Annotated in this window: 14 protein-coding genes and 1 pseudogene; 7 read left to right on the plus strand and 8 right to left on the minus strand. The window is 70.7% G+C overall.

Annotated features, from left to right (window positions below; genetic code table 11):
• Positions 1-24 precede the first annotated feature (24 nt).
• The 4 genes from HHX30_RS03650 to HHX30_RS03665 all read left to right on the plus strand — a co-directional run bounded on the left by HHX30_RS03650 (position 25) and on the right by HHX30_RS03665 (position 4,371).
• On the plus strand, positions 25-696 hold the full coding sequence (locus HHX30_RS03650) for an amino acid ABC transporter permease (RefSeq protein WP_169979282.1): 672 nt from the start codon (positions 25-27) through the stop codon (positions 694-696).
• The gene (locus HHX30_RS03655; RefSeq protein ID WP_169979284.1) at positions 693-1,568 is read left to right on the plus strand and encodes an amino acid ABC transporter permease; all 876 of its coding nucleotides are present in this window, start codon (positions 693-695) and stop codon (positions 1,566-1,568) included. Before HHX30_RS03650 ends, HHX30_RS03655 begins: the two co-directional genes overlap by 4 nt.
• Positions 1,569-1,648: 80 nt before the next feature.
• Entirely contained in the window at positions 1,649-2,386 is a 738-nt protein-coding gene (locus HHX30_RS03660; protein WP_169979286.1) for a transporter substrate-binding domain-containing protein, read from the plus strand.
• Positions 2,387-2,439: 53 nt separating this feature from the next.
• Entirely contained in the window at positions 2,440-4,371 is a 1,932-nt protein-coding gene (locus HHX30_RS03665) for a prolyl oligopeptidase family serine peptidase (protein ID WP_169979288.1), read from the plus strand.
• Between the two features lie 10 nt (positions 4,372-4,381).
• Here the strand turns inward: HHX30_RS03665 and HHX30_RS03670 are convergent, their stop codons facing one another.
• Positions 4,382-5,047, minus strand: a complete 666-nt coding sequence (locus HHX30_RS03670; protein ID WP_169979290.1) for a DUF305 domain-containing protein — start codon at positions 5,045-5,047, stop codon at positions 4,382-4,384.
• Between the two features lie 277 nt (positions 5,048-5,324).
• Between HHX30_RS03670 and HHX30_RS03675 the strand changes: the two genes are divergently transcribed.
• Complete coding sequence (locus HHX30_RS03675; protein WP_211591459.1) at positions 5,325-7,049, plus strand: LVIVD repeat-containing protein; 1,725 nt, start codon at positions 5,325-5,327, stop codon at positions 7,047-7,049.
• Positions 7,050-7,201: 152 nt separating this feature from the next.
• Here HHX30_RS03675 and rny read toward each other — a convergent pair whose 3' ends face one another.
• From rny to recA, 3 genes are all read right to left on the minus strand, one after another.
• Positions 7,202-8,827: a ribonuclease Y gene (gene rny / locus HHX30_RS03680; protein ID WP_169979294.1), complete on the minus strand. Its 1,626-nt coding sequence runs from the start codon at positions 8,825-8,827 to the stop codon at positions 7,202-7,204.
• A gap of 277 nt (positions 8,828-9,104) precedes the next feature.
• Positions 9,105-10,058, minus strand: coding sequence for a recombination regulator RecX (gene recX / locus HHX30_RS03685; RefSeq protein ID WP_249349538.1), 954 nt, complete (start codon positions 10,056-10,058; stop codon positions 9,105-9,107).
• Between the two features lie 8 nt (positions 10,059-10,066).
• The gene (recA, locus tag HHX30_RS03690) at positions 10,067-11,191 is read right to left on the minus strand and encodes a recombinase RecA (RefSeq protein WP_169979296.1); all 1,125 of its coding nucleotides are present in this window, start codon (positions 11,189-11,191) and stop codon (positions 10,067-10,069) included.
• A 341-nt stretch (positions 11,192-11,532) separates the two neighbouring features.
• Here recA and HHX30_RS03695 point away from each other — a divergent pair.
• Both HHX30_RS03695 and HHX30_RS03700 read left to right on the plus strand, forming a co-directional pair.
• Positions 11,533-12,779: pseudogene (locus HHX30_RS03695) on the plus strand (RNA-guided endonuclease InsQ/TnpB family protein).
• Positions 12,780-12,829: 50 nt separating this feature from the next.
• A complete protein-coding gene (locus tag HHX30_RS03700) occupies positions 12,830-13,105 on the plus strand; it encodes a hypothetical protein (protein WP_169979298.1) in 276 nt (91 codons plus the stop codon).
• Between the two features lie 19 nt (positions 13,106-13,124).
• Here the strand turns inward: HHX30_RS03700 and HHX30_RS03705 are convergent, their stop codons facing one another.
• From HHX30_RS03705 to HHX30_RS03720, 4 genes are read right to left on the minus strand one after another with little or no spacing between them, the layout of a single operon-like run.
• Positions 13,125-14,210 carry an ABC transporter permease gene (locus HHX30_RS03705; RefSeq protein WP_169979300.1) on the minus strand — a complete coding sequence of 362 codons (1,086 nt, stop codon included), beginning with the start codon at positions 14,208-14,210 and terminating at the stop codon, positions 13,125-13,127.
• Positions 14,207-15,085, minus strand: a complete 879-nt coding sequence (locus HHX30_RS03710; protein WP_310741691.1) for an ATP-binding cassette domain-containing protein — start codon at positions 15,083-15,085, stop codon at positions 14,207-14,209. Before HHX30_RS03710 ends, HHX30_RS03705 begins: the two co-directional genes overlap by 4 nt.
• Positions 15,078-15,386: a transcriptional regulator gene (locus HHX30_RS03715; RefSeq protein ID WP_169979304.1), complete on the minus strand. Its 309-nt coding sequence runs from the start codon at positions 15,384-15,386 to the stop codon at positions 15,078-15,080. Before HHX30_RS03715 ends, HHX30_RS03710 begins: the two co-directional genes overlap by 8 nt.
• Positions 15,383-15,814, minus strand: a complete 432-nt coding sequence (locus HHX30_RS03720) for a hypothetical protein (RefSeq protein WP_169979306.1) — start codon at positions 15,812-15,814, stop codon at positions 15,383-15,385. Before HHX30_RS03720 ends, HHX30_RS03715 begins: the two co-directional genes overlap by 4 nt.
• Between the last annotated feature and the right edge of the window lie 48 nt (positions 15,815-15,862).

Raw genomic sequence — 15,862 nt, forward strand, 5'->3', positions numbered from 1 at the left:
AGCGGCACTGAGAGGAGGCCGGCGGTGGAGGCCGTCGTCGACGAGCTTCCCGTCATCCTCGGCGCGTTCTGGCTGACGGTGAAGCTCACGGTGGTCAGCGGGGTCATCTCGCTGGTCTGGGGGATCGTGCTGGCGGCCATGCGCGTCAGTCCGCTGCCGGTGCTGCGAGGGGCGGGCGCGGTGTACGTCAGCGTGCTGCGCAACACGCCCCTCACGTTGATCATCGTGTTCTGCGGCCTCGGCCTGGGCACGGTGATGAACGTCCAGTTCTCCCGGGACGACCTGTCGCTCAACAGCTTCTGGCTGTCGATCATCGGGTTGTCCGCCTACACGTCCGCCTTCGTCTGCGAGGTCGTGCGGTCCGGGATCAACACCGTGCCGCTCGGGCAGGCGGAGGCGGCGCGGGCGATCGGCCTGACGTTCCTGCAGACGCTCCGCCTGGTGATCCTCCCCCAGGCGGTGCGCACGGTCATCGCCCCGCTCGGGACCCTGCTGAACGCGCTGGTCAAGAACACGACGGTCGCGGCCGCGATCGGCGTCATGGAGGCGGCGCTGCGGATGAAGAACCTGTTCGACGCCCACGGAGACGCGATCATTCCCATCTTCCTCGGCTTCGCGGCCGGGTTCGTCGTGCTGACCCTTCCCATGAACCTGCTGGCCGGCCGGCTGGCCCGGCGCCTGGCGGTGGTCCGATGACGGAGCGCGGGGCCACCGTCCTCTACGACGTCCCGGGCCCGCGGACCCGGCTGCGCAACAACGCGCTGACGCTGACGTTCGGCGTCGTCCTGCTGCTGGTCGCGTACTTCGTGTGGACGAAGTTCGACGAGAAGGGCCAGTGGAACGGCGAGCTGTGGCAGCCGTTCCTGCGGGCCGACACCTGGACCGAGCTGATCCTGCCCGGGCTCCTCAACACGCTGACCGCCGCCGCGGTCGCCGCGGTGCTCGCCCTGCTGTTCGGGGCGGTGTTCGGCATCGCGCGCCTTTCGGACCACCGCTGGGTGCGCGTTCCGGCCGCGGTGGTCGTCGAGGCCTTCCGCGCGGTCCCGGTGCTGATGCTCATCTTCTTCGCGCAGTACGGCGGGAGCCTGGCCGGGCTGGTCGTGACCGAGTTCGCGGCCGTGGTCTTCGGCCTGACGGTCTACAACGGGTCGGTCCTGGCCGAGATCGTGCGCGCGGGCATCCTCGCCGTGCCGCGCGGCCAGGCCGAGGCGGGATCCGCCATCGGCCTGCGCAAGAACCAGGTGATGCGGCTGATCCTGCTGCCGCAGGCGGTCACCGCGATGATGCCCGCGATCGTCAGCCAGCTCGTGGTGCTGCTCAAGGACACCGCGCTCGGGTTCGTCGTGGCGTACGCCGACCTGCTGAACGCGGGCGCCCGCGTGGTCCCGGCCAACTACGCCAACCTGATCCCCTCGGTCATCGTGATCGCGGCGGTCTACATCGCGATCAACCTGGCACTGGGCTACCTCGCCACCTGGCTGGAACGGCGCAGCAGGCGCAGCCGCAAGGTCTCGGCCGACCCGGCCGCCGCGGAGATGGCCGGCGGCGAGGTCCCGCTCGTGCGCTGACCCCGCACGGCTCGCGGGTAAAGGGATCTTTGCCGTGTCGCTGCTGGCACCGGGAGGCGCCCGACCTCGATATTGAGCGCGTGTGGCGTGGCAGTGCCGTGGTCGGCGTCCTGGCGGCCGCGTTCCTCGCCGGCGGATGCGGGAACGACGGCACGCTGGTGGTCGGCGTGCGTCCCGGGCAGCCGGGCCTGGTCACCCGGCTCCCCGACGGCCGCTACAGCGGCTTCGACGTCGAGGTGGCACAGTACGTCGCGCGGGCGCTCGGCTACCGCGACGACCAGGTCGTCTACACGATCGACCCGTCGCGGGCCGATCTCGTCGTCGGCGCCACCGGCCCGGCGGGCTCCCGGTACGTCGCCGGGCCCTACCTGGTGACCAGCACCGACATCCTCGTCCGGGCCGGCGACCTGTCCGTCCGCCGCCCGCGCGACCTCGCCCGCAAGCGCGTCTGCGCCACCCGTGAGTCGGCCGAGCCTCTCGTGAAGAGGTTCGGCACCCGGTGGCGGCAGTTCTTCCTCGCCGAGGCGAACCTGCCCGCGGCCTGCGCGCCGCTGCTGGCCTCCGGCCGGACCGACGCGATCGTGGCCGACGCCCCCGTGCTCGCCGGGCTGTCGGCGCAGTATCCCGGCAGGTTCCGCTTCAGCGGCAGACCCCTGGCGACCGAGGAGTACGGCATCGCCGCCGGGACGCCCGCGCTGCGCGACCAGGTCGAGGAGGCGCTGCGCCGGATGTTCGAGGACGGCACGTGGAAACGGATGGTCATCAACCAGCTCGGCCCGCTCGCCACCCGCTACACCGCCCCCCCGTCCCTCGACTGACGCCTTGCCGCATTCCCACCCCCGGGGGCGGGCTCGTCCGGCAGGATGCGGTCATGCCCCCCACGCCCGGCCCGAGGCCGTTCTCGCCACGCCCCTCGCCCATCTCCACCACCGACGTGGCGCGTGCCGGGCTGCGACTCGGCTTCCCGACCGTGCTGGGCCGGGAGACGTGGTGGGAGGAGGACCGCCCCGCCGAGGGCGGCCGCCGTACCGTCGTCCACCGGGCCGCCGACGGCACTCTCACCGACCTGCTTCCCGCGCCCTGGGACGCCCGTACGCGGGTGCACGAGTACGGCGGGCGGTCCTATGTCGTCGTCCCCGGCCACGGCCTCGTCTTCGCGCACCGGCCCGACCAGCGGCTCTATCTCGCCCCGTCCCGGCCGGACGACGGGCCGGGGCGGGGCGCGGAGCGGCCCCGGCCGGTCACGCCGGCGCCCGACGCGCCGGGCGCGTCGCGCTACGCCGACCTGCGGGTCCAGGACGGCCCGGACGGGCCCCGGGTGTGGTGCGTCCGGGAACGCCATCACCAGGACGCCCAGGTCACCCGCTCGATCGTGTCGGTGGCGCTCTCCGGGGCGGGCGACGTCACCGAGTGGGTCGCGGGGAGCGACTTCTACGCCTCGCCCACGCCGTCCCCCGACGGGCGGCACCTCGCCTACATCTGCTGGAACCACCCCCACATGCCCTGGACCGGCACCGAACTGCGGGTCACGCGGCTGTCCGACGGCGCCACCTGGACGGTGATGGGCGGGCCTGCCGAGTCGGTCCTCGCGCCGCTATGGTGCGGCGAGCGGCACCTGTACGCCGTCTCCGACCGGTCCGGCTGGTGGAACCTCTACCGCGCCGACGTGTCCGAGTCGTCGTGCCAGGCGCTCTTCCCCCTCGACGAGGAGTTCGCCGGACCCCCGTGGCAGCTCGGCGGCCTGCCGTACGGCGTGCTGGGCGACGGGCGGCTCGCCGTGCCGCACGGGCGCGGCGACCTGCGCCTGGGCCTCCTCGACCCGGAGACGGGCACGCTGAGCGACCTCGACGTCCCCTACCGGGGCTGGGCGCCCGTGCTGGACACGGACGGCGACGTGCTCGTCGGCATCGGCTACGGGCCGGACGTGCCGCGCTCGGTCGTCCGGATCGGCACCGCCGGCGACGCCGGTCGCGCCGGTCGGGCCGGTCGGGCCGGTCGCGCCGAGGAACTGCGACGGGAGGTCGACGACGTTCCCGCCGGCGTCCTCCCCGTGCCCCGGGCCGTTGAGTTCGAGGCCGGGCCCGGCATGCGCGTGCACGCGTACCTGTATCCCCCGGCGGGGGCGGACGAGGGCGGCGTGCCGTACGTCGTCTTCGTGCACGGCGGGCCGACCGGGCACGCGACGAGCGAGCTCAGCCTGGACAAGGCGTTCTTCACCAGCCGCGGCATCGGCGTGATCGACGTCAACTACGGAGGGTCCAGCGGATACGGCCGGGCCTACCGGGAACGCCTGCGCGGCCGGTGGGGCGTGACCGACGTGGAGGACGTGATCGCCGCGGCGAAGTGGCTGGTCGCCGAGGGCCTCGCCGATCCCGCCCGGATCGCCGTACGCGGGGCGAGCGCGGGCGGGTGGACGGTCATGGCCGCCTGCGGCGCCTCGGACGTCTTCGCGGGCGGCGTCTCGGTGGCGGGCGTCAGCGCGCTCGCGCCCCTGGTCGCGGCCACCCACGACTTCGAGTCGCGATACGTGGAGTGGCTGGTCGGTCCCGAGGACCGCTACGGCGAGCGTGAGCCGCTCGCCCTGGCCGACCGGGTGACCTGTCCCATGCTGCTGATGCAGGGGCTCGCCGACCCGGTCGTGCCGCCGGCCCAGTCCCAGGCGTTCGCCGACCGCCTGACGGCACGCGGCGTGCCCTGCACCTATCTGACGTTCGAGGGCGAGGCGCACGGGTTCCGGCGGCTGGAGACCCGGGCCGCGGCCCTCGCCGCCGAGCTGTCGTTCTACCTGCAGATCTTCGGGTGAGCGGAGGCGGTCACCCGTCCATCTGGGCGAGGAGGCCGCGCATGCGGTCGATCTCTATCCGCTGGTCCGCGTCGACATGGGTGACGAACTGGTTGATCTCCACCTCCTCGCCTCCCCCGTCGCCGAAGAGCCCCTCCACCATCGTCAGCGCGCCCAGATGGTGCTGGATCATGTACTCGTAGAAGAGCCGGTCGAACCGCACCCCCTTGGCCTGCTCCAGCTCGGCGAACTGCTCCTCGCTGAGCATGCCGGGCATGAGCGCCCCGCCCCCGTGGTCGTGCCCCGCGCCGGAGCCCACGCTCGGGACCTGCTGGAGCCTTGCCCTGAGCCAGCGCACCATCAGGTCGATCTCGTCCTGCTGGGAGATCTCGATCCGTTTGGCGAAACGCGGCAGGTCCTTGCTCTCACTGCGGCCGGAAACGAGCGCGGTCATGCGCAGGGCCTGGGAATGATGCCGGATCATCCCCTGCATGAACCGCACGTCGGCGTCGGTGTACTCCCGGTCGTCCGGGCGCGGCACGTCGTCGGCCGGCACGACCTTGCTGCCCTGTCCCGGCGCACCCGGCTGGACGACGTTCACCTTGGCCTGTTCGGGGGTCTCGGCCGTACAGGCGCTGATCACGGCAGCGGCCAGCACGAGCGCGAGAAGCTGCCGAAACGAGGTGGAGGAGATCATTGGCCTGGGCTCGCTTCATCGGCGGTGGGGGGATACCGGCCAAACCGGAGGATGTGTAGGGGTATAGCACATTCACCCCAGATTCAGTTAGTGTCCCCCAAACGCCGCGTAGATCTTTTGGGTCGGGCCGGGCCCGGGATCTGTCGCACGCGCAATGGGTCACTCCGGAAAGAGCAGAAAAGGAGGGGTGCGACCCTTGAGAATCAGCCGTGCGGCAGCACGTTGGGGGCGTGCTGGATTAAGGAAGATCGGAGTCGTCGCCGCAGGGGTGGTCCTGGTGGGCCTTGTGCCCGCCACGGCCATGGCCGACGACGCCGATCCCCGAGCCGGCCTTGGAGCCGGTTGGCTGGATGCCCAGCAGGCGAGCCAGGGGCTGGAGCTCCTGGCTCACCGGGACAAGCCGGAGGGCTTCTACCAGGCCTCAAGCCCGGGCAACTCGTCGTTCGCGAACTCGGACTTGGCGTTCAGCGGCAAGTACGCGTTCGTCGGCAACTTCACCGGTTTCAACATCTACGACGTCTCCACCCCCTCGAACCCGGTCCTGACCACCTCCGTGGTCTGCCCGGGCGGCCAGGGCGACCTGTCGGTGTACGGCAACCTGCTGTTCATGTCGGTGGAGGAGACCCGGGGCCGGATCGACTGCGGCACGCAGGGCGCGAGCGGCACGGTGAACCCGGACCGCTTCCGCGGTGTCCGGATCTTCGACGTGAGCGACATCAGCAGGCCGGTCCAGGTGGCGGCCGTGCAGACCTGCCGCGGCTCGCACACGCACACCCTGGTCACCGGCAAGAACGACCCGGACAACGTGTACGTCTACGTGCAGGGCACGTCGAGCATCCGCTCGGGTTCCGAGCTCGCGGGCTGCGCCAACACCGCGGCGACCGACCCGAACACGGCCCAGTGGCGTATCGAGGTCATCAAGGTGCCGGTGGCCGCGCCGCAGAACGCGGCGATCGTCTCCACGCCGCGCCTGTTCACCGACCCGGAGACCGGCGCGATCAACGGCCTGCAGAACACCCCGCAGACCCCGCGGCACCCGTCCGGCTCGGCCTGGTCGCCGTCGCCGGTCACCACCCACTGCCACGACATCACGGCCTACCCCGAGATCGGCCTGGCGGCCGGGGCGTGCGCGGGCAACGGGCTCCTGATCGACATCTCCGACCCGGCCAACCCGAAGCGGCTTGACGCCGTGACGGACCCGAACTTCGCGTACTGGCACTCGGCCACGTTCAACAACGACGGGACCAAGGTCATCTTCACGGACGAGTGGGGCGGCGGCAGCGCGGCACGGTGCCGCGTGACCGACGAGCCGTCGTGGGGCGCCAACGCCATCTTCGACATCGTCGACGGCAAGCTGCAGTTCCGCAGCTACTACAAGCTGCCGGTGGCGCAGACGAACCAGGAGAACTGCGTCGCGCACAACGGGTCGCTCGTTCCCGTGCCCGGCCGGGACATCATGGTCCAGGCCTGGTACCAGGGCGGCGTCTCGATGTTCGACTTCACCGACTCGGCCAACCCGCGTGAGATCGCGTACTTCGACCGCGGCCCGATCAGCACGTCCTCCCTGCTCCTCGGTGGCTTCTGGTCGGCGTACTACTACAACGGCCATGTCTTCGGCAGCGAGATCGCGCGCGGGTTCGACGCGTTCAAGCTGCTGCCGAGCGAGCACCTGGACCAGGCCGAGATCGACGCGGCGGCCACGGTCACCTACGACCGGTTCAACAGCCAGCACCAGCCTCGGGTGACGTGGCCGGCGAGCTTCCCGCTGGTGCGTGCCTACTACGCGCAGGCGCTGCGCACCGGCACCATGCAGCAGGACACCGCCGACAACGTGCGGAAGTTCGTCGACCGGGCCGAGCGGTTCACGGACGGGCCGCAGAAGAACGCCGCCGTGGCGCAGCTTCGGGCCGTCTCCCACCAGCTCGACACCTCCGTCGGGGCACAGGCGACGCTGTCGGAGGCGCTCAACGACCTCGCCGACGCGCTCAGCCACAAGGCCTAGGTCGTGTCTGACACTCCCTAGCCGACCAGGGGGTCGTCCCACCGGGACGTCCCCCGCGACCCGGGTCCCCGCCCAGCACTGGACGGGGACCCTTGGCTTTCGCTGTCGGGTGTGGCCCGGCCGCCCGCATGGGGCGGGTCAGGCGGGGGGCTCTACCGGGCGAACTCGGTGGCGCGGGACTCGCGGACCACGGTGATCCGGATCTGGCCGGGATAGGTCAGCTCCTCCTCGACCTGCTTGGCGACGTCCCTGGCGATGACCTGGGCCTGGATGTCGTCGACGTTGTCGGGCCGGACCATGACCCGGATCTCCCTGCCCGCCTGCATGGCGAAGACCTTGTCCACTCCCTCGTAGGACTGGGCGATCTCCTCCAGGCGCTCCAGCCGCTTGACGTACGCCTCCAGGGACTCGCGCCGGGCGCCGGGGCGGCTGCCGCTGATCGCGTCCGCGGCCTGGGTGAGGACCGCCTCGACGGTCCTGACCTCCACCTCGTTGTGGTGCGCCTCGATGGCGTGGACGACGTCCTCGTGCTCGCCGTACCGCCGGGCGATCTCCGCGCCGATCATCGCGTGGCTGCCCTCGACCTCGTGGGTGAGCGCCTTGCCGATGTCGTGCAGAAGCGCGCAGCGCTTGACGAGGTCACGGTCGAGCCGCAACTCGGAGGCCATGATGCCGGCGATGTGCGCCGACTCAATGAGGTGCTTGAGCACGTTCTGGCCGTAGGACGTGCGGTAGCGGAGCTGGCCCAGCAGGGTGACCAGCTCGGGGTGCATCTCGGTGATGCCCAGCTCGACCAGCGCGTCCTCTCCGGCCCGCACGCACAGGTCCAGCACCTCGGCCTTGCTGCGTTCGTACGCCTCCTCGATGCGCTGGGGGTGGATCCGGCCGTCGAGCACGAGCTTCTCCAGCGTCAGCCTGGCCGTCTCCCGGCGGACCGGGTCGAAGCACGACAGCAGCACCGCCTCCGGCGTGTCGTCGATGATCAGGTTGACGCCGGTGGTGGACTCGAAGGCCCGGATGTTGCGGCCCTCGCGGCCGATGATGCGGCCCTTCATCTCGTCGCCGGGCAGATGGAGGACGCTCACCACCGACTCGGCCGTCTGCTCGGTGGCGACCCGCTGCACGGCCAGCGTCACGATCTTGCAGGCGCGTTTCTCCCCCTCACGCCGGGCCTCGCTCTCGATCTCCCGGACGATCAGCGCGGCCTCGCGCTTCGCCTGGTTCTCGATCTCCTTGACCAGCTCCGCCTTGGCCTGCTCGGCCGTCAGGCCCGCGACCCGCTCCAGGATCTCCTGCCGCCGCTCGGCCACCCGGTCCAGCTCCTCGCGGCGGTCGGCCAGCTCGGTCTCCGTCTCGGCCAGCTTGCGGGCCCGCTCGGTCTGCCTGCGCGCCTCCTCGTCGAGCCGCTGCTCACGCTCGGCCAGCCGGTTCTCGCGGCGCTCGAGATCGGAGCGGAGCTCCTTGAGCTCGGTCTTGAGGATGCGCGCCTCCTCCTCGACCTCCTTGCGCGTCAGCGCGGCACTCTCGGCCAGTGTCTCCGACTTCTTGAGAATCTCCCCCGCGTCACGCTCCGCCTTCGTACGAATCTCCTCGGCCTCGCGCCTGGCGCGTTCGAGTTCCTCGTTGACCTCGGCCTTCACCTCGGCGAGTTGCTCGGGTGAGGGGCCGGACGGTGCGACGACGCCGCCGGTGCGGCGCATGACTATGACAAGGGCGGCGATCATCACGAGAGCCAGCAGCACCACCGCAACCGCAAGAACGATCACGATCGTGTCCATGCGCTCACCCCTCACGACAACTCTTGGCAGGGGTCACACACGCAGCACGGCAGCACCCGGTGGCGCCACCAGGACAAATATGGTCGCAATGCCCGGACGCCCCGAGGGGCGGCCGATATGGCCCGAAGGCCGGTCAAAGTCTCTCGTCCGTCGTGTACACCGTTATGGCAATCCGCGCTGCGCGGAGTAACTCCTCACTGCGGTCGAGATTAAGCGTCAGAGAGGTAACGAGCAAGCAAAGATGCCCTGTCAAGTGACTTTTGCATGGTGCTATGGCTCACTCGAAAGTATCCGGAAGCCCATCTGACGGGCTGCCTTCGGCCTCGATCGCCTCTCGGACCACGCGGAAGGCCAGGCCCGGCGAGTAGCCCTTGCGGGCCAGCATGCCGACCAATCGTCGCATGCGCGCCTGCGGCTCCACCCCTCGGGTGGCCGCCAGTTTCCGCTCCACCAGCCTGCGCGCGGTCTCGGTCTCCTCGTCGGGATCGAGCCGCCCGACGGCGTCCTTGACCGTCTCCTCCGCGACGCCGCGCTGCCGCAGTTCCTGGGCGAGCGCGCGGCGGGCGAGGCCGCGACCGGCGTGCCGGGAGCTCACCCACGCGGCGGCGAACGCCTCGTCGTCGATGAGCCCGACCTCGGAGAACCGCTCCAGCACGGCGTCGGCCGCCTCCTCGGGCACGTCCCGCTTGCGCAACGCCTCCGCGAGCTGGGCCCGGGTCTTGGGCGCCATCGTCAGCAGCCGCAGGCAGATGGCCCTGGCCACCGCCTCCGGGTCGGCCGGCGGCCCCTCGCTCGCCGCGGTGCCCTCCTGCGGCCCGTCGGGCAGCCACCCTCCGGACCGCTGGCGCGGCTCACCCCTGTCTCCCCGGCTGTCTCCCCGGCGCCGCCTGCCGCGCCCCTGACGCCGGCGTCCGGGCCCGGGATCCTCCCGGCCCGATGCGTCACGCTCCCAGAGACCGCCCCCGCCGGAGCCCGCGGTGTCGTCCCCGGCACCGCCGAAGCCCTCGGCACCGCCCAAACCCCCGGTGTCGCCGAAGCCCTCGGCGCCATCACCACCGCGCCGGCCCGAAGCACCACCGGAGCGCCTGCGGATCTCCGCCCGCAGGGCGGCGATCGTCGCGGACGCGTCCTCGGCGGATCCGGGCGGCTCTTCGGCTGGTCCCCAGGGTCCGGAGTTCCAGTCCCCCGGCCCGATCTCGCCCTCCGGGCGGGGGGACTCCTCACGCCTCATGCCTGCGCTCAGACGTCACCCGGCTTGGGCGTGGCGGCCGCCTTGCCGCCCCGGCCGGCCGCAGCTGCGGGCGCCCGGCCGGACGCGGGAGCGGGCGGCGCCGCCGGAGCGGCGGCGGGCTCGCCCGGCGTGTCGAGCCGCGGCCCGACTCCGAGCTTCTCCTTGATCTTCTTCTCGATCTCGTTGGCGATGTCGGGGTTGTTCTTCAGGAAGTTGCGGGCGTTCTCCTTGCCCTGCCCGAGCTGGTCGCCCTCGTACGTGTACCAGGCGCCGGCCTTGCGCACGAACCCGTGCTCGACGCCCATGTCGATCAGGCCGCCCTCGCGGGAGATGCCGATGCCGTAGAGGATGTCGAAGTCGGCCTGGCGGAAGGGCGGGGCCATCTTGTTCTTGACGACCTTCACCCGGGTCCGGTTGCCGACCGGCTCGGTGCCGTCCTTGAGCGTCTCGATCCTGCGCACGTCGAGCCGCACCGACGCGTAGAACTTCAGCGCCTTACCACCCGTGGTGGTCTCGGGGCTTCCGAACATGACGCCGATCTTCTCGCGGAGCTGGTTGATGAAGATGGCGGTCGTCCGGGTCTGGTTCAGGGCGCCGGCGACCTTGCGCAGGGCCTGCGACATGAGCCGGGCCTGGAGGCCGACGTGGCTGTCGCCCATCTCGCCCTCGATCTCGGCCTTCGGCACGAGGGCCGCCACCGAGTCGATCACGATGATGTCGACGGCGCCGGAGCGGATCAGCATGTCCGCGATCTCGAGCGCCTGCTCACCGGTGTCCGGCTGGGACACGAGCAACGCGTCGACGTCGACCCCCAGCTTCTTCGCGTACTCGGGGTCGAGGGCGTGCTCGGCGTCGATGAAGGCGGCGATGCCGCCGCCCTTCTGGGCGTTGGCCACGGCGTGCAGGGCGACCGTCGTCTTACCGGAGGACTCGGGGCCGTACACCTCGACGATCCGGCCACGGGGGAAGCCGCCGATGCCGAGGGCGACGTCGAGGGCGATCGCACCGGTGGGGATGACCTCGATCGGGGCACGCGCGTCGTCTCCGAGGCGCATGACGGTGCCCTTGCCGAACTGCCGCTCGATTTGCGCGAGGGCGGTCTCAAGGGCCTTCTCGCGGTCGTTGATTGCCATTGGGTGCCCCCTGGAGGGTGGTCGTCTGCTCGGTCACCGAAAAGCTACGGGGTGCCACCGACATTTTCCGGAGCTTCCCGCACACCGCCAGGGAGGCGGGCCGGGAGTCTGCCGCGCCCCGGCGACCTGACGGCGCGCACCCCGGAGGCGACCAGTCCAATATAGCCGAACGACTGTTCGATCACCGGATCATCCGGAGGAAATCCGATCCTTCAGCTTCAGGGGAGGAGTCCGGACCCTGCGAGTGGCGGCCCGGCGAAGCCGGGACAGCCCAGAGCGCCAAGCGCTCATGATTTGCTCCTTCCACTGACAGCCAGGCAAAGCGCTCGTAAAATGCGAACATGCGTACGGCCTACAAGGTGCGGATCTACCCCACCGCCGAACAAGCGACGGCGCTGAACCGCACCTTCGGCTGCCTGCGCCTGGTCTGGACCACCGTCCTGGCGTGGCGGCAGGGCCCGCTACCGCACCGAGGGAGTGAAGACCTCCTATGCGCACACCGACCGGTACCTGACCGAGCTGAAACGCGACGGCGGCCACGACTTCCTGTACGAGGTCTCCAGCGTCCCGTTGCAGCAGGCTTTGCGGCACCAGCACAGGGCGTTCGTGAACTTCTTCGCCGGACGCGCCAAGTATCCGCGGTTCAAGTCACGGCATGGCCGCCAGTGCGCGACCTACACACGCAGCGCGTTCCGCTGGCGCGACGGGCGACTGCACCTGGCGAAGATGGACGGCCCGCTGGAGTTCGTGTGGTCCTGGCCGGAGGTCGACCCCGCCACGATCAACCCGACCACGGTAACCGTCTCCCGCGACAACGACGGCCGCTGGTACGCCTCCCTGACGGTGGAGGCTGCAACCGGACCCGAGCCGCTGCCCGCCGTTGGCGGCCAGATCGGGGTCGACCTCGGCGTGAGCGACTTCGCCGTGCTGTCCACCGGTGAGAAGATTTCCAACCCGCGCCATTTGGAGCGCAAGGCCAAAAACCTGGCCCGCTACCAGCGCAGAATGGCCCGCAAGCAGCGCGGATCGGCCAACCGGGCCAAGGCCAGGGCGAAGGTCGCCCGCGCCCACACCACCCGCGCCGACTTCCTGCACCGAACCTCCACACGGCTGGTCCGCGACCACGACCTGATCGTGATGAAGACCTCAACGTCAAAGGCATGGTCCGCAACCGGCACCTCGCCCGGGCGATCTCCGACTGCGGGTGGGGCGAGTTCCGCCGCCAACTCGAATACAAAACCCAGCGGTACGGGCGGCGCCTGGTCGTGATCGACCGCTGGTTTCCCAGCTCGAAGACGTGCAGCGCGTGCGGGCACCTGCTCGCCGAACTCTCTCTGTCCACACGGCACTGGACGTGCCCGGACTGCGGCACCCGGCACGACCGGGACGTCAACGCCGCCAAGAACATCCTGGCCGCTGGTCGAGCGGTGTCTGCCTGTGGAGCTGACGTAAGTCCGCAAGGGTCCTCCCTCGGCGGTCGGCGGTGAAGCAGGAAGCCCAGCCCGTGAGGGCGGGAATCCAGGTCCTTCAGGGCCGGGAGGAAGTCAAATTCCTGGGCGTTACCTCCCCATGGTTGCCAGCTCGCTGACCTGGGACGATCCTTGTAGCCAAAGCTGGATCTCCCGCTGGAGGGGCCACGTGACGGGCACCGGCGACTACAGCGGACAGCGCCTGATCCACCTCGCGGCGCTCGCGGCGCGGCTCCCCGAACACGGTCTCGCCGCGCGCCTGCTCGGCACGGACGATCCGGTCCTGTCCGTCCGGCACCCGGGCACCGGCAGGCGGACGATCGTCTTCGCGACGCCCGCCAGGGAAGGATGGATGTTCCTGTGGGCCCCGGGCGGCCAGGAGAGCGCCGACGACCCCGGCCGTGCGGCCGAGATGATCAGCCGGACGCTCTCCGGGCACCCCTGACCCTCCCGGGCCCGGCCCGTCAGCGGACGACTTCGCCCAGCTTGACCCGGGCGCCGGTGCGGAGCACCGCCCGCCGGTAGACGCGGGCCGCGCCCAGCAGGACGGCGGCCACGGCCACGACCATGAGCACTCCGGCGATGAGGATCTCCCCCAGCGGCACGTCCGCGGCCGCCGTACGCACCGGCATGACCATCGAGGAGAACGGCGGCACGAGCGACAGGACGCGCGCGAGTGTGCCGGTGGGCTCGAGGGCGGCGAAGTAGGCCGTCACGTAGGTGAGCATCATCAGCGTGGTCATCGGCGTCAGGACGCTGTTGAGCTCCTCCTGCCGCGAGACCAGCGAGCCGAAGGCGGCGGCGAGCGCCGAGAAGAAGGCGTAGCCGAGCACGAACCAGACGATCGCGCTGACCAGGATTCCCGCCATTCCGGGCGGCAGGTCGGCCGTGAAGCCGGTCGCGAAGGACACCGCGAGGCCGACGACGATGATCACGGCGAGATTGATCAGTCCCAGCGCGCCCAGCCCGACGATCTTGCCGCCGAGGAGCTGCCAGGGACGCACCGAGGTGAGCAGGATCTCGACGATCCGGCTGCCCTTCTCCTCCACCACGCCCATGGCGACGTACATCGCGCTGTAGATGAGCAGGAAGAACAGCACCATCACGAGGAGCGTGGCGAGCCCGGTGCGCACGCTCTGGTATTCGGCGTCGGCGCCGACCGACTCCACCTGCAACGGCGTGATCGTGACGCCGGCCGCCTTGATCTGGGCGTCCCGGTGTGCGGCTTCGAGGATCAGCCCGAGCCGCTGGTCGAGTTCGCCGTTCGCGAGGACCTTGCCGCCGTCGATCAGGGCCGCGTCGACGTCCCCGTCGATCACGGCCTTGCGCGCCGCCGCCTCGTCCGGCAACCGGGAGTACGCCAGCTGGGCGACGGGCGCGGGCGCGTTCCCCACGACGCCCACGTCGTAGGTGTCGCCACCGCCCAGGACCTTCGGCAGGAACGCGAGCGCGGCCACCAGGACCGCGCTGACCGCCAGGCTGATCAGGAACGACTTCGTCCTGACGCGCGTGCGGATCTCCCGCTGGGCCACCAGCATCAGCCCGTTCATGCCACCGCCTCCCTGAAGATCTCGGCCAGCGTGGGCTGCCTGCGGCCGAAGTGCTCCACCTTGCCCGCGCCGACGGCCGTACGGAGGATGACCTGGTCGTCGCCCTCCTCGCACAGCAGGACGTCGCGGTCGCCCTCCCGGGTCAGCTCACCGGGCAGCCCGTCGGCCCAGCCGGGCGCGGCGTCCCTGACCACGACACGCAGCACCCCGCGGCCCTCCCGCTCCCGCAGCTCGGCCACCGGGCCGTGTGCCACCATGCGGCCCGCGGAGATGATGCCGACCGAGTCGCAGAGCCGTTCGACCACGTCGAGCTGGTGACTGGAGAAGATCACCGGCACGCCCGCGGCGGCGCGGTCCTTCAGCACCTCCGCGAGCGCGTCGACCGCCAGCGGATCCAGGCCCGAGAACGGCTCGTCGAGGATCAGGACCGCCGGCTCGTGGACGAGCGCGACCGCGAGCTGCACCCTCTGCTGGTTGCCGAGCGACAGCGCCTCGACGGCGTCGTCGCGCCGCTCCACCAGCCCGAGCCGCTCGAGCAGGGCGGCCGTGGCCGCGCGCGCGGCGGACGGGGCGAGCCCGTGCAGCCTGCCGAAGTATTCGACCTGCTCGGCGACCTTCATCTTCTGGTAGAGGCCGCGCTCCTCCGGCATGTAGCCGAAGCCGCGGCGGTCGTCGTACGTCACCGGGTGGCCGTCGACGCGCACCTCGCCGGAGTCGGCGTCGAGCACACCCATGACGATCCGCATCGTCGTGGTCTTGCCCGCGCCGTTGGCGCCGACGAACCCGAACATCTCGCCGGGCCGTACGGTGAAGCCCACCCCGTCGAGTGCGGTCTTGTCTCCGTAGCGTTTACGCAGGCCGTCGAGTTCAAGCACGGGGGGTTGCCTCCACAATTCGTCGCAGGACATTCATGTAGGTCTCGAAGGCCGTACGCCCCCGATCGGTCAGCGAGAGCCACGTGCGCGCCCGCTTGCCGACGAAGGTCTTCTCCACGCGGACGTAGCCGGCCTCTTCGAGCGTGAGGATGTGCTTGCTGAGCAGCGAGTCGCTGACCTCGATGGTGTCGCGGAGGAAGCGGAAGTCGGCCTTCTCGGCCGCGGCCAGGGCCGCCATGATGGACAGCCGCACCGGCGCGTGGATGATCTCGTCGAGCTCGTGGCGCGGGTGGGTGGTCATCGGTTCCTCATCAGGCGGAGCCCGCCGTACACCAGGGGCAGCCCGGCGAGCACCGACAGAGCGACGAGCGCCGCCGTCCAGCCCGCCGTGGGCCTGTCGGGCAGCATCCAGACGCCGGCGACGAACGGCAGCATCATCGTCAGCACGTACGCCGCCGAGACCGGCCCGTTGATCCGTTTCATCAGCCGGTCGTGGACCCGCAGCCGGGCCATGTACACGCACAGGGCGATCGTCAGGACGATCCATCCGATTCCGGCGATCAACGGCAACGGATGGAAGCCGAGGAACATCGCCGGCCAGTAGACCATCGTGGCCAGTCCCACCAGCAGGTACGCCCGTCCGGGCCCGCGCGAGGAATGCCGGACCCGCAGATCCACGCGCCCGATCTCCCGGAGCGCCTCATCCGGGGTGAGGTGGTCTCCGCCCATGTGCTTCCTCCGTATTCATCTGTTCAACACGTTAGCAAGCACTCAACC

Origin of the sequence: Microbispora sp. H10836, assembly GCF_012999525.1 — a bacterium.
Lineage (GTDB): Bacteria > Actinomycetota > Actinomycetes > Streptosporangiales > Streptosporangiaceae > Microbispora.